This window comes from Leclercia sp. AS011, from assembly GCF_037152535.1.
Lineage (GTDB): Bacteria > Pseudomonadota > Gammaproteobacteria > Enterobacterales > Enterobacteriaceae > Enterobacter.
In genome coordinates this window covers 2105000-2117852 of sequence record NZ_JBBCMA010000001.1, presented here as the reverse complement: position 1 = coordinate 2117852, position 12853 = coordinate 2105000, and the positions used below count along the sequence as shown (strand labels likewise).

The following is a 12853-nucleotide window of genomic DNA, read 5'->3' as shown; positions in this document are numbered from 1 at the left end:
ATGTCGCAACTGACCCACATTAACGCCGCGGGCGAAGCCCATATGGTGGACGTCTCCGCCAAGGCCGAAACCGTGCGTGAGGCGCGCGCGGAAGCGTTCGTCACCATGCTCCCTGAGACCATGGGAATGATCATTGACGGCAGTCACCACAAAGGGGATGTCTTCGCCACGGCGCGGATCGCCGGGATCCAGGCAGCGAAACGCACCTGGGATCTGATCCCGCTGTGTCATCCGTTGATGCTCAGCAAAGTGGAAGTTAACCTGCGGGCCGAGCCGGAGCATAACCGGGTGCGCATCGAATCCTTATGCCGCCTGACCGGGAAAACCGGGGTGGAGATGGAGGCCTTGACCGCCGCGTCCGTGGCGGCCTTAACCATCTACGACATGTGCAAAGCGGTGCAGAAAGATATGGTTATCGGCCCGGTTCGCCTGCTGGCGAAAAGTGGCGGTAAATCTGGTGATTTCAGGGCGGAAGAGCATGATTAAGGTACTGTTTTTTGCGCAGGTGCGCGAGCTGGTCAATACCGACAGCCTGACGCTGGATACGGAGTTCGACACCGTCGAAGCGCTGCGGGCGCATCTGGCGGCGCAGAGCGACCGCTGGGCGCTGGCGCTGGACGCGGGAAAACTGCTGGCGGCGGTAAACCAGACCCTGGTGGAGTTCACCCATCCGGTCAAGTCGGGTGATGAGGTGGCCTTCTTCCCACCGGTGACCGGAGGTTGAGATGACTGATACCAGAATCGTGGTCGATCAGGCGCGTTTCAGCGTCGGCACGGAGTACAGCTGGCTGGCGGAGCGCGACGAAGACGGGGCGGTGGTCACCTTCACCGGTAAAGTGCGCAACCATAATCTGGGCGACAGCGTGAAGGCCCTGACCCTCGAGCACTATCCGGGCATGACCGAAAAAGCGCTGGCCGAGATCGTCGACCAGGCCCGTGAGCGCTGGCCGCTGGGCCGGGTGACGGTGATCCACCGCATCGGCGAGATGTGGCCCGGGGAAGAGATCGTCTTCGTGGGCGTCACCAGCGCCCATCGCGGCAGCGCCTTTGCTGCAGGCGAGTTTATTATGGATTATCTGAAAACCCGCGCCCCGTTCTGGAAGCGCGAAGCCACCCCGGAAGGGGATCGCTGGGTGGAGTCCCGGGACAGCGACAAGGAAGCCGCCAGCCGCTGGTAGCCGGATTGCCGGGATGTGTTAGGCTATAACAGTGTGTCCACTTAAAAAGGAGTGCGTTATGGACAGATTTCCCCGTTCCGATTCTATCGTGCAGACCCGCAGCGGCCTGCAAACCTATATGGCGCAGGTCTATGGCTGGATGACCTGCGGATTGCTGCTTACCGCCTTTGTCGCCTGGTTCTCAGCCAACACGCCTGCCGTGATGATGTTCGTCTTCTCCAGCAAGATCACCTTCTTTGGGCTGATTATCGCCCAGCTGGCGCTGGTGTTTGTCCTGTCCGGGCTGGTGCATAAGCTCAGCGCCGGGATGGCGACCACGCTGTTTATGCTCTATTCGGCGCTCACCGGCCTGACGCTCTCCAGCATCTTCATCGTTTACACCTACTCGTCAATTGCCAGCACCTTCGTGGTGGCAGGCGGGATGTTTGGCGCGATGAGTCTTTACGGCTACACCACCAAACGCGACCTGAGCGGCTTTGGCAACATGCTGTTTATGGCGCTGATTGGTATCGTGCTGGCGTCGCTGGTGAACTTCTGGCTGAAGAGCGAAGCGCTGACGTGGGCGGTGACCTATATCGGGGTGATTGTGTTTGTCGGCCTGACGGCTTACGACACGCAGAAGCTGAAAAACATCGGGGAGCAGATTGACGTCCGCGACAGTTCAAACCTGCGTAAATACTCGATTCTCGGGGCGCTGACCCTCTATCTGGACTTCATCAACCTGTTCCTGATGCTGCTGCGCATCTTTGGCAACCGACGTTAACGATGATGCCCGACTTCTCCCTCTCCCCTATGGGGAGAGGGTTGGGTTGTGGGGATATCACTTCGCCATCTGCTGCTCGTTTTTGGCTCTTAGCTTTTTCGCCCGGCTCTCCAGCACCAGATAACAGACCGTTGCCAGCCCCAGCGGCAGGAAGTAATAGAGCATGCGGTAAGCCAGCAGGGCGGCGATAATGGTCCCGTGGGAGACATGCTCACCCGCCAGCAGGGCGATAAACACCGCCTCCAGCACGCCAATCCCGGCCGGAATATGGACAATCACCCCGGCAATACTGCTCACCAGCAGCACCCCCAGCACGAAGAAGTAGTTCACGTCCTCGCCGATCAGCAGCCAGATGATCGCCCCCATCGCCATCCAGTTACCGGCTGAAATCCCCATCTGCGCCAGCGCAAAGCGCCACGAGGGGAGCACCAGCTTCTGCTTTTTGATGGTCACATGACGCCGCTTCGCAAACGCGCAGGCCCACAGATAAACGGCGATCACCAGCAGCAATACCACGCCAAGAATGCGCAGCGTCGTCTGGTCGATATACCAGTGGTCGGGGAGCTGCACCACCCCGGCGGTAAAGATCACCCCACCCAGCAGGATATAGCCCAGCCAGTTGGTGGTGATGCTCAGGGAGAAGATGCGGGTGATGGTGCTGCTGGGCAGCCCCAGACGGGAGTAAAGCCGGTAGCGCATCCCAATGCCCCCGACCCAGGTGCTCAGGGTCAGGTTAAAGGCATAGCAGATAAACGACACCAGCATTACCTGGCGTTTGGCCAGCTTATGCCCGCAGTAGACCCGTCCGAGCAGGTCGTAACAGCCATACAGCAGGTAGCTCAGCACCACCAGCGCGATCGCCAGCATCAGTGACGTGCGGTCATAGTCGCGGATGACCTTCCAGACTTCAGTCCAGTCGACCTTTTTGGCGTACACCACCAGCAGCACCGCCACGGCAATAAAAAATACCCAGGTGAGGATCTTTTTTGCCAGACGCCAGCGCGAATGTTTTTTGCTCATCAGGGTTTCACTCCCGTGGTGCCTGCTTCAACCCGATCCTGGGTCTCCATCTCGGGCTGAACCGGGGGCGGCACCTGCGCCAGCTTGGGCGTATGGGCCGGTAACCAACCCACCAGCGCCGGGAAGTGACGCAGGAAGTGGAACACCACCACGCTTTTGCCCAGGTTCCACCAGGTGCGTTTCGGCACCATCGACTCATCCACCCGCACGCAATCCTCGGCGATGATGGCGGAGAGATTGTCGCGCAGGGTCTGGTTAAACTGGCGATCGTGAATAATCAGGTTGGCCTCCAGGTTCAGCGACAGGCTGAGAGGATCGAGGTTGCTGGAACCGACGGTCACCCAGTGATCGTCCATCAGCGCCACTTTGCCGTGCAGCGGACGACGGCGGTATTCATAAATCTCCACGCCACCTTTCACCAGATAGTTGTACAGCAGGCGTGCGCCCACCGTGACAATCGGCATATCCGGCTCGCCCTGCACGATGAGCTTCACCCGCACCCCGCGCCGGGCCGCATTGCGCATGGCGTGCAGCAGACGATAGCCGGGGAAGAAGTAGGCATTGGCGATAATCACCTCGCGCCGGGCGTTGGCCAGCATCTTCAGATAGTGGCGCTCAATATCGTCCCGGTGCTCTTCGTTATCGCGCCAGACGAACAGCGCCTGGGCTTCGCCCGGGGTCCTGTTCTCTTCGGCGCGATGACGCCGCTTCCACCAGCGACGCACCGCGGCTTTGCCGGGCAGGTTCTCCACCACAAACTGCAATATGTCCTGCACCACCGGGCCTTCGACCTGGACGGCATAATCCTGTTTGGCTTCCGGACCATAGTCCGACATATGTTCAGCGGAGTAGTTAATCCCGCCGACAAAGGCCACCTGCTCATCCACGACCACAATTTTGCGGTGCATCCGGCGGAAGACGTTGGTGCGCATGCCGAGCAGAGGCGGACGCGGATCGTAATAACGGAACACCACCCCTGCCGCGGTGAGCTCCCCGACGAAGTCGTCGTCAAGATCGGGAGAACCGTAGCCGTCGAGCAGCACTTCGATATGCACCCCGCGCTGGGCGGCGCGCAAAATAACGGCGTGCAGCTGGCGGCCCACGTTGTCGTCGAACCAGATGAAGGTTTCAAGAAGCACCCGGCTCTGGGCCTTCTCAATGGCGGCAAATACCGCCGGATAATATTGATCGCCATTTTCCAGCAGTTTTATTCGGTTACCGCTTTGCCATGAACATTTCATAAATGAATCTCCGCACTTAATGGCGCATGGTCGGAGAGATGACGCCAGTTACTCAGGGCCAGCGCGGTTGGGCTGCTGGCATGGGCATTTTTGACATAGATACGATCGAGACGCAGCATCGGGAACCTTACCGGGAAGGTGCGCGCAGGCCTGCCGTGCGCAAGGGTGAATACCTCCTCCAGCCCGGCTTCCGCCTTCAGCGGATGGCTGGCGCGCTGACGCCAGTCGTTAAAATCGCCGGCCACGACCACCGGATCCCCTTCGGGCAGGGCGTTGACCCATTCGGCCATCATCTGCAGCTGCGCCTGGCGGTGTGCCTCGCGCAGGCCCAGGTGAACCGAGGCCACATGCAGCGGCATGGCCAGCTCCGGCACGGCAACCCGGCAGTAGAGCAGGCCACGTTTTTCACTCTCGCCAACCGAGACATCGTGATTTTCGTAGTGTTCGATGGGATAGCGGGAGAGGATCGCGTTGCCGTGATGCCCTTCGGGATAGACGGCGTTACGCCCGTAGGCATAATCGCTCCACATGGTGTCAGCCAGAAATTCGTAGTGGCTGGTATCGGGCCAGTTCTCCACGTGTAGCGGATGCACTTCGTGCGCCCCCATCACCTCCTGCAGGCAGACAATATCCGCGCTGACGGTACGTACGGCGTCGCGCAGTTCGGGCAGAATGAAACGGCGGTTAAAGGCCGCGAATCCCTTATGAATGTTGATCGTTAACACTTTAAGCGAAAAATGCCGGGTTTGTTGGGCCATACACTCCTTCCCGCGTCACTATCCTGATGAAAATAAAGTGTAGTCGTCGTCACAAAAAGGTGCTGTGTTACGGAATTTTCCGTAAAGTGCGATAGTCTGAACAAGCAGAGTAAAATCCTTCAGGAGAGTGCCATGAAGTGGCAACAACGCATACGCGTCGCGACCGGCCTGAGTTGCTGGCAGATTATGTTGCATTTATTGGTAGTGGCCGTACTGGTGATGGCCTGGATGAGCGGAACCCTGGTGCGGGTCGGCTTAGGGTTATGCGTGGTGTACGGCGTAACCGTTCTGTTAATGCTCTTTTTACAACGTCATCATGAAGAGCGCTGGCGTGAAGTGGCGGACGTGCTCGAAGAGCTCACCACCACCTGGTATTTTGGCGCGGCCGTCATTGTGCTGTGGCTGTTGTCCCGGGTACTGCAAAACAACTATTTGCTGGCCGTTGCAGGCCTGGCGATCCTTGCAGGGCCTGCGGTGGTTTCCCTGTTAACCAAAGACAAAAAGCTACGCGATATTACGTCTAAACATCGCGTACGCCACTGAGCCCGTCACGGCCGCTATCACCAGTAGCGGCCACAAACTCCCCCACACAATATCCAGACTCGCATCCTTGAGATAGATCTGCTTGGTGATATCGGTGAAGTGCCGAATCGGGTTCACCCAGGTTAAGTTCTGCAGCCACACCGGCATATTCTCCACCGGTGAGACATAGCCCGAGAGCAAAATCGCCGGCATCATAAAGACAAACACCCCGATAAATGCCTGCTGCTGGGTTGAGCAGAGCGCCGAGATCAACAGGCCAAACCCCACCAGCGACAATCCGTAGATCACCATCGTGAAGTAAAACAGCGCCAGCGAACCGGCAAAAGGGATGTGATAGGCCCAGATGCCAATCGCCAGCACAATGCTGGCCTGGAATGTGGCGACAATCAGCGCCGGGACCGCTTTACCGACGAAGATCTGCCAGGTCGCCAGTGGGGAAACCAGCAGCTGATCCAGCGTGCCCTGTTCGCGCTCCCGGGCCACCGACAGGGAAGTGACAATCATCACCCCGATAGTGGTGATCATGGCGATCAGCGACGGCACCACAAACCATTTGTAGTCGAGGTTCGGGTTGTACCAGTTGCGCACCACCAGCTCGCTGTTGTTCGGTTTCGGTTTGCCCTCCATCAGCTCCTGCTGATACTTCTTCACCACCTGTTGCAGGTAGTTGGCGGCAATCTGCGCGCTGTTGGAGTTACGCCCGTCGAGGATCAGCTGCATGGGGGCGGTTTGCAGGGTGTCGAGGTTGCGGGAAAAATCGGCCGGGAAGCGCACCAGCAGCAGCGCCTTTTGCGTGTCGATGGTCGGCTGGATCTCCTGCGGACTGTTGAGGATCAGCACGTGGGTAAAGGCTTTAGCCCGGGCGAAGCGCTGGGTCAGCTCCACCGAATGTTTGCCGTTATCCTCGTTATAGACGGCGATGGTGGCATTGGTCACCTCAAGCGTCGCCGCCCAGGGGAACAGCAGCACCTGGATCAGCACCGGCAAAATCAGAATCGCCCGGGTCTGCGGCTCGCGCAGCAGGGACTGCAGCTCTTTGCGGATCAATGTCCATAAACGGTGAAACATAGTGTCGTCCTCTTGTCGGGTGGCGCTTTCGCTTACCCGACCTACAAAATCAACGGGTCCCGTAGGCCCGGTAAGCGCAGCGCCACCGGGCGCAACCTAATCCAGGCGCCGTTTGGTTTTCATCCACGTCAGCCCGATAAACATCACCGCCGAGGCAATCAAAAACAGCAGGTTCACAATCAGCACCACCGGGATATTGCCCGCCAGGAACAGGCTTTGCAGGGTGCTGACGAAATAGCGCGCCGGGATGATGTAGGTCACCGCGCGGATCACCGCGGGCATACTGTCGATCTGGAAAATAAACCCGGACAGCATAATCGACGGTAAAAAGGCGGCATTCAGCGCCACCTGAGCGGCGTTAAACTGATTGCGGGTGACGGTGGAGATCAACAGCCCCATCCCCAGGGTGCTGAGTAAAAACAGGCTGGTAATAATGAACAGCACCAGCAGCGAGCCGCGATAGGGCACCCCGAGAATAAAGACCGAGACCAGCATGCAGAGCAGCATCGCCAGCATCCCGAGGAAGTAGTAGGGGATCAGCTTGCACAGTAGCAGCTCGGTGCGCGTCACTTCCGTGGAGAGCAGCGCCTCCATGGTGCCGCGCTCCCACTCGCGGGCGATCACCAGCGAGGTGAGGATCGCGCCGATCACCGTCATGATAATGGTCACCGCGCCGGGGATAATAAAGTGCTGGCTGATGGCCGCCGGGTTAAACCAGTAGCGGGTCTGAACGTCGATCAGCGGCTCAAAGGTTTCACCGCGATCTTCCGCCCGCTGCATCTGCCACAGCTGCCAGATCCCCTCGCTGTAGCCCTGCACAAAGTTGGCGGTGTTGGGCTCGCTGCCGTCGGTGATCACCTGGATCGGGGCGGTGTCGTTCGGCCGCGCCATGCGCTCAGCAAAATCCACCGGGATGACAATCAGCCCGCGAATGCGCCCGGCCTGCATCATCTGGATCAGCTGCTGGCGATCGTCGCTGATGGTGGCGTCGATATAGGGCGAGCCGGTCATGGCATGGGTGAAGTCGAGCGCCTCTTCGCTGCGCTGCTCCAGCAGGATCCCCACCCGCAGCTTGCTGGAGTCGAGGTTAATCCCGTAGCCAAAGATAAACAGCAGCAGCAGGGGGATCACCACGGCAATCAGCCAGCTGCTCGGGTCGCGCACGATCTGCCGCGTCTCTTTGATACACAGGGCGCGCACCCGACGCCAGGAGAGGGCAGAATCAGACATGACCATGCTCCTTATCCCAGTCGTTGATCAGCGAAATAAACGCCTGCTCCATGGTGGGGTCGGGCTGCTGCGCGTCCGCCACCTGAGCTTTGAGATCGTCCGGCGTGCCGTGGGCAATCAACTTCCCGCGGTAGACCAGCCCGATGCGGTCGCAGTACTCCGCCTCGTCCATAAAGTGGGTGGTGACCATCACGGTGACCCCTTTCTCCACCATGCTGTTGATATGCAGCCAGAACTCGCGGCGGGTGAGGGGATCGACCCCGGAGGTCGGTTCGTCGAGAAACAGAATATCCGGCTCGTGCATCAGGGAGCAGGCCAGCGCCAGCCGCTGCTTAAACCCGAGCGGCAGGTCGTCGGTGGCGTGGCTGGCGATGTTGCTCAGACCAAAGGCCTCGCTCATGCGGGCGATCTTCTCACTCTGCGCCCGCCCGCGCAGGCCGTAGACCCCGGAGAAGAAGCGCAGGTTCTGCTCCACCGTGAGGTTGCCGTAAAGGGAGAATTTTTGCGCCATGTAGCCGAGGTGCTGGCGCGCCTTGCCGGAGCTGACCTTCAAATCCATATCCAGCACCAGCGCCTTCCCGGCGGTGGGGACCAGCAGGCCGCACATCATTTTGAAGGTGGTGGATTTCCCCGCCCCGTTGGGGCCCAGCAGGCCGAAGATTTCGCCGCGCTTCACCGCGAAGTTCACATTATCGGTGGCGGCAAAATCGCCGAACTTTTTGGTCAGGGATTTGGCTTCGATCACCGTTTCGCCAGGGGTGCCCTCCACGGTATGCAGGATCGCCCCCAGCGGGGATTCGGCGGTCTCCGCTCCGCCGAGCAGATCGATAAAAGCATCTTCAAAGCGTGGGGCGGTCTCCTCGATAGCCAGATCCGGCAGATCCGCGCTCTGGCGCAGGTCATCCATGCTGGCCTCTTTTTTGAGGATCACCCGCACCGATTTACCCTGAATCATGCCGTCGCTTACCTGGGGCAGCTTCAGCACCCGCTGCAGCAGGCGGCGGTTGTTCTCATGGGGCGTGTGCAGCAGCAGGCTGCGCCCGGTCATGCTGCGGGTCAGCTGAGTGGGATCCCCCTGATAGAGCAGCTCCCCTTCGTTCATCAGCAGCACGTCCCGGCACTGCTCCGCTTCGTCGAGGTACGAGGTGCTCCAGAGGATCAACATCCCGTCCCCCGCCAGCTCATGCACCATCTGCCATAGCTCGCGGCGGGAGATGGGGTCCACCCCAACGCCGGGCTCGTCGAGCAGCAGCACCTTCGGTTCCCCGACCAGGGTGCAGGCCAGCCCCAGCTTCTGCTTCATGCCGCCGGAGAGCTTGCCCGCCAGCCGGTCGGTGAAGGGGCCCAGCGAGGTAAAGTCGAGCAGGCGCTGAAAGGTCTTCTGCCGCGTCTCGCCGGTGACGCTGCGCAGGTCGGCGTACAGGGTCAGGTTCTCCATCACCGTCAGATCTTCATACAGGCCGAACTTCTGCGGCATGTAGCCCAGCATGGCGTGCAGGGCGCGATCGTCGTTGATGGGATCCAGCCCCAGCACGCTGGCCGTGCCGTCATCGGGCTTCAGCAGCCCGGCCAGCATCCGCATCAGGGTGGTTTTACCCGCGCCGTCCGGGCCAACCAGCCCGGTGACGTAGCCCTTTTGCAGGGTGCAGTCGAGCGGCGCGACGGCGGGTTTGTCCATTCCGGCAAAGCGCTTAACCAGGCCGGAGAGCTGGATCACCGCATCACTCATGGGCTTGCCCATTGTCGAAGCTGACCGTTACCGGCATCCCCTGGCGCAGGGCATCGTCGGCATCGTTAACGATAATGCGCAGGCGATAGACCAGATCGGTGCGCAGATCCGGGGTTTCGACGGTTTTTGGCGTGAATTCGGCGGTCGGGGAGACGAAGCCGATTTTCCCGTGATAGGGCTTGTCGGGACGACCATCGGTGTACAGCAGCACCTCGCGCCCCGGTTTAGCTTCCCCGAGGCTGGCTTCATTAACGTAAGCGCGCACCCACACCGGGCGGGTCAGGGAGAGGGTCAGCACCGTGCTGCCCGCGTTCAGCATGCTGCCGGGCTCGACGGCGCGGGTTAGCAAGGTGCCGTTGGCCGGGGCCACCAGAGTGGTGTCGTGCAGATCCAGCTGCGCCTGGGCCAGCTGGGCCTGAGCCTGTTCGAGGCTGGCTTTGGCCTGGGTGATATCCTGCTCGCGGTTGCCGGAGCGGTACTGGCGCAGTTTGTCCTGGGCCGATTTCAGCGTCGCCTGCGCCTGGTCGCGCGAGGAGCGGGCGTTCTCCAGATCGTTGGCCGACACGGTGCGGCTTTTCCACAACCCCTGCTGACGGTTATAGAAGTTCTGCGCATAGTCTGCGGCGGCCTGGGCCTGCCTGACGGCGGCGGCGGCCTGAGCCACCTCTTCATCACGGTAGCCCGCCTGCATAAGATCGTATTGCGCCTGGGCCACGGAGACGCCCGCCTGAGCCTGCATCAGGGCATTCTGGTACGGGGCTTTATCCAGCTCGCCCAGTGTCTGCCCGGCGGCGATGCTGTCCCCCTCGTCCACGGTTAACGACGCCAGCCGTCCGCCGACGCGAAAGCTCATGTTGACGGTGCGGATATCGACGTTGCCGTACAGGGTCAACGTCTTATCCTGCTGGCTCTGATACCACAGCCAGCCGCCGATCCCGGCGGCCAGCACCACCACCGCAGCCAGAACAATAACAACCGATTTTTTCATAACTCCAGGCTCCTTTGGGTTAAACCTTGCAGGATCAGATCAACGTGGCAGGTGATGACCTGGCTTATCTGCGCGGCTTTGTCCGCATCAAATTCAGTCCAGCCAGTGCGTAACAAAATGGTCTCCCGCCCGAGGCGAAAGGCGAGCACTTCGCCCAGCAGGGCATGGGTATGCAGGATGGTCTGCGTGTCGCTGGCGTCGCGGCCGGTATAGGCCGCCACCAGCCGGGTCAGGTGGCTGTGCATCGGGGCGATAACCTGATCGTGCACCAGCTGGTAAGCGGCGGAAGGGGAGAGCTGCTCCCGGGAGATAAACTTGCTCAGGTTCAGCGTATCGTCATGGGTCAGGAGCTGAATCATGTTGTTGCAGGCGGTTAAGATCAGTTCGCGAATGGCGGCGCGATCCGGCGCGGGCTCCTCCAGCAGGGCGGTGGCCGCCTCCACATGGGGGCGGAAGTGGGTGCCGATGAAGTCGGCGATCCACTGGGCGCAGGCGAGGTACAGATCCTCTTTCGAGCCAAAATAGTAAGTAATAGCGGCGATGTTCTGCCCGGCCTGGGCGGCGATATCGCGGGTGGTGGCATGCAGCCCGTATTCGCCAAACTGGGCCAGCGCGGCGGCAATCAGCTGGCTTTTGGCCTGCTCGCCTTTGGTAGTGGTCGGAGTCGGATTCATCGTGGCGTATAAAATTAATCAATCGATTGATTAAGAATATGCCAAATTTGCCATAAGTCCAGTCACCGGAGAAATATTTCGTTGATGAATCAACGCGGGATATTTTATGCGCCATGTCACAAAAGCTGCTACACTCCGCTGCTTCGCGACACCGTGGTTTTTGTCCTTCTATTTGTCATTATCTCCCTGAAAACTACACCTGAAATGGTCGGGGCGGTTCGGAGTTGTTATGTCTTTTGATACCCTTGGCCTGAACCCGGAAATCCTGCGCGCTGTGGCGGAGCAGGGCTACCGCGAACCTACCCCTATTCAGCAGCAGGCCATTCCTGCCGTGCTGGCGGGCCGCGACCTGATGGCCAGCGCCCAGACCGGTACCGGTAAAACCGCAGGCTTTACCCTGCCGCTGCTGGAACGTCTGATTCAGAAAGAGTCGCACGCCAAAGGCCGTCGCCCGGTGCGCGCCCTGATCCTGACCCCAACCCGTGAACTTGCCGCCCAGGTGGGTGAGAACGTGCGTGAGTACAGCCGCTACCTCAACATCCGCTCGCTGGTGGTGTTCGGTGGGGTCAGCATTAACCCGCAGATGATGAAACTGCGCAGCGGCGTTGACGTGCTGATCGCCACTCCGGGCCGTCTGCTCGATCTGGAACATCAGAACGCCGTCAAGCTCGACAGCGTAGAAATCCTGGTGCTCGACGAAGCCGACCGCATGCTCGACATGGGCTTCATCCACGATATTCGTCGCGTGCTGGCAAAACTGCCTGCCCGCCGTCAGAACCTGCTCTTCTCCGCGACCTTCTCCGATGAGATCAAAGGTCTGGCGGAAAAACTGCTGCACAACCCGCTGGAAGTGGAAGTGGCGCGTCGCAACACCGCCTCCGAGCAGGTGACCCAGCATGTGCACATGGTGGACAAAAAGCGTAAGCGCGAGCTGCTGTCGCAGATGATTGGCGAAGGCAACTGGCAGCAGGTGCTGGTCTTCACCCGCACCAAGCACGGTGCCAACCACCTGGCAGAACAGCTGAACAAAGACGGGATCCGCAGCGCGGCGATCCACGGCAACAAGAGCCAGGGGGCACGTACCCGCGCGCTGGCCGACTTTAAATCCGGTGATATCCGCGTGCTGGTAGCGACCGACATCGCCGCCCGTGGTCTGGACATCGAAGAGCTGCCGCACGTGGTCAACTACGAGCTGCCGAACGTGCCGGAAGATTACGTCCACCGCATTGGCCGTACCGGTCGCGCGGCGGCCACCGGCGAAGCGCTGTCGCTGGTCTGCGTGGATGAGATTAAACTGCTGCGCGACATTGAGCGCCTACTGAAGAAAGAGATCCCGCGCATTGCCCTCGAGGGTTATGACGTGGATCCGTCGATCAAAGCCGAGCCGATCCAGAACGGTCGCCAGGGTGGCGGTCGTGGTCAGGGCGGTGGACGCGGGCAGGGCGGCGGCGGCGGTCGCGGTCAGCAGCAGCCGCGCCGTAGCGAAGGCGGCGCGCCGAAAGCGGCCAGCAAGCCACCGCGCCGCGACGGTGACGCGAAACCGGCAGGGGAAGGCCAGCGCCGACGCCGTCCGCGCAAACCTGCCAGCGCGCAGTAATCTGGAAGCCCGGTCGTAAAGCCGGGCTTTTCTTTTGCGGCCCGCTGAAGAAAGTGCCACAATA

General features: G+C 60.4%; 14 protein-coding genes. 6 read left to right on the top strand and 8 right to left on the bottom strand.

Annotated elements, in window-relative coordinates:
* From moaC to WFO70_RS10040, 4 genes are read left to right on the top strand one after another with little or no spacing between them, the layout of a single operon-like run.
* Positions 1 to 486, top strand: coding sequence for a cyclic pyranopterin monophosphate synthase MoaC (gene moaC / locus WFO70_RS10055; protein ID WP_337015943.1), 486 nt, complete (start codon positions 1 to 3; stop codon positions 484 to 486).
* The gene (gene moaD, locus WFO70_RS10050) at positions 479 to 724 is read left to right on the top strand and encodes a molybdopterin synthase sulfur carrier subunit (protein WP_337015941.1); all 246 of its coding nucleotides are present in this window, start codon (positions 479 to 481) and stop codon (positions 722 to 724) included. Before moaC ends, moaD begins: the two co-directional genes overlap by 8 nt.
* 1 nt (position 725) lies before the next feature.
* Positions 726 to 1178 (top strand): molybdopterin synthase catalytic subunit MoaE, encoded by a 453-nt coding sequence (gene moaE, locus WFO70_RS10045; RefSeq protein ID WP_337015940.1) that lies wholly within the window; start codon positions 726 to 728, stop codon positions 1176 to 1178.
* A 58-nt stretch (positions 1179 to 1236) separates the two neighbouring features.
* Positions 1237 to 1941, top strand: a complete 705-nt coding sequence (locus WFO70_RS10040) for a Bax inhibitor-1/YccA family protein (RefSeq protein ID WP_337015939.1) — start codon at positions 1237 to 1239, stop codon at positions 1939 to 1941.
* Positions 1942 to 1998: 57 nt separating this feature from the next.
* Here WFO70_RS10040 and WFO70_RS10035 read toward each other — a convergent pair whose 3' ends face one another.
* From WFO70_RS10035 to WFO70_RS10025, 3 genes are read right to left on the bottom strand one after another with little or no spacing between them, the layout of a single operon-like run.
* Positions 1999 to 2961 (bottom strand): lysylphosphatidylglycerol synthase transmembrane domain-containing protein, encoded by a 963-nt coding sequence (locus tag WFO70_RS10035; protein ID WP_337015938.1) that lies wholly within the window; start codon positions 2959 to 2961, stop codon positions 1999 to 2001.
* Positions 2961 to 4202: a cardiolipin synthase ClsB gene (gene clsB / locus WFO70_RS10030; protein ID WP_337015937.1), complete on the bottom strand. Its 1242-nt coding sequence runs from the start codon at positions 4200 to 4202 to the stop codon at positions 2961 to 2963. The genes WFO70_RS10035 and clsB overlap by 1 nt, the downstream gene beginning before the upstream one ends.
* On the bottom strand, positions 4199 to 4960 hold the full coding sequence (locus WFO70_RS10025) for an endonuclease/exonuclease/phosphatase family protein (protein ID WP_337015936.1): 762 nt from the start codon (positions 4958 to 4960) through the stop codon (positions 4199 to 4201). Before WFO70_RS10025 ends, clsB begins: the two co-directional genes overlap by 4 nt.
* Positions 4961 to 5092: 132 nt before the next feature.
* Between WFO70_RS10025 and WFO70_RS10020 the strand changes: the two genes are divergently transcribed.
* Positions 5093 to 5503 carry a YbhQ family protein gene (locus tag WFO70_RS10020; RefSeq protein WP_337015935.1) on the top strand — a complete coding sequence of 137 codons (411 nt, stop codon included), beginning with the start codon at positions 5093 to 5095 and terminating at the stop codon, positions 5501 to 5503.
* On the opposite strand, the gene WFO70_RS10015 is transcribed toward WFO70_RS10020, so the two are convergent.
* The 5 genes from WFO70_RS10015 to cecR form a co-directional block, all read right to left on the bottom strand.
* Positions 5465 to 6571, bottom strand: a complete 1107-nt coding sequence (locus tag WFO70_RS10015; protein ID WP_337015933.1) for an ABC transporter permease — start codon at positions 6569 to 6571, stop codon at positions 5465 to 5467. The two genes, WFO70_RS10020 and WFO70_RS10015, sit on opposite strands and share 39 nt — an antisense overlap.
* Positions 6572 to 6667: 96 nt before the next feature.
* Complete coding sequence (locus tag WFO70_RS10010; protein ID WP_337015932.1) at positions 6668 to 7801, bottom strand: ABC transporter permease; 1134 nt, start codon at positions 7799 to 7801, stop codon at positions 6668 to 6670.
* Complete coding sequence (locus tag WFO70_RS10005; protein WP_337015931.1) at positions 7794 to 9530, bottom strand: ATP-binding cassette domain-containing protein; 1737 nt, start codon at positions 9528 to 9530, stop codon at positions 7794 to 7796. Before WFO70_RS10005 ends, WFO70_RS10010 begins: the two co-directional genes overlap by 8 nt.
* Positions 9523 to 10518, bottom strand: coding sequence for a secretion protein HlyD (hlyD, locus tag WFO70_RS10000; protein WP_337015930.1), 996 nt, complete (start codon positions 10516 to 10518; stop codon positions 9523 to 9525). The genes WFO70_RS10005 and hlyD overlap by 8 nt, the downstream gene beginning before the upstream one ends.
* Entirely contained in the window at positions 10515 to 11192 is a 678-nt protein-coding gene (cecR, locus tag WFO70_RS09995) for a transcriptional regulator CecR (RefSeq protein ID WP_337015929.1), read from the bottom strand. The genes hlyD and cecR overlap by 4 nt, the downstream gene beginning before the upstream one ends.
* A gap of 229 nt (positions 11193 to 11421) precedes the next feature.
* On the opposite strand from cecR, the gene rhlE reads away from it, so the two are divergent.
* Complete coding sequence (gene rhlE / locus WFO70_RS09990) at positions 11422 to 12789, top strand: ATP-dependent RNA helicase RhlE (RefSeq protein ID WP_337015928.1); 1368 nt, start codon at positions 11422 to 11424, stop codon at positions 12787 to 12789.
* The last annotated feature ends 64 nt before the right edge of the window (positions 12790 to 12853 follow it).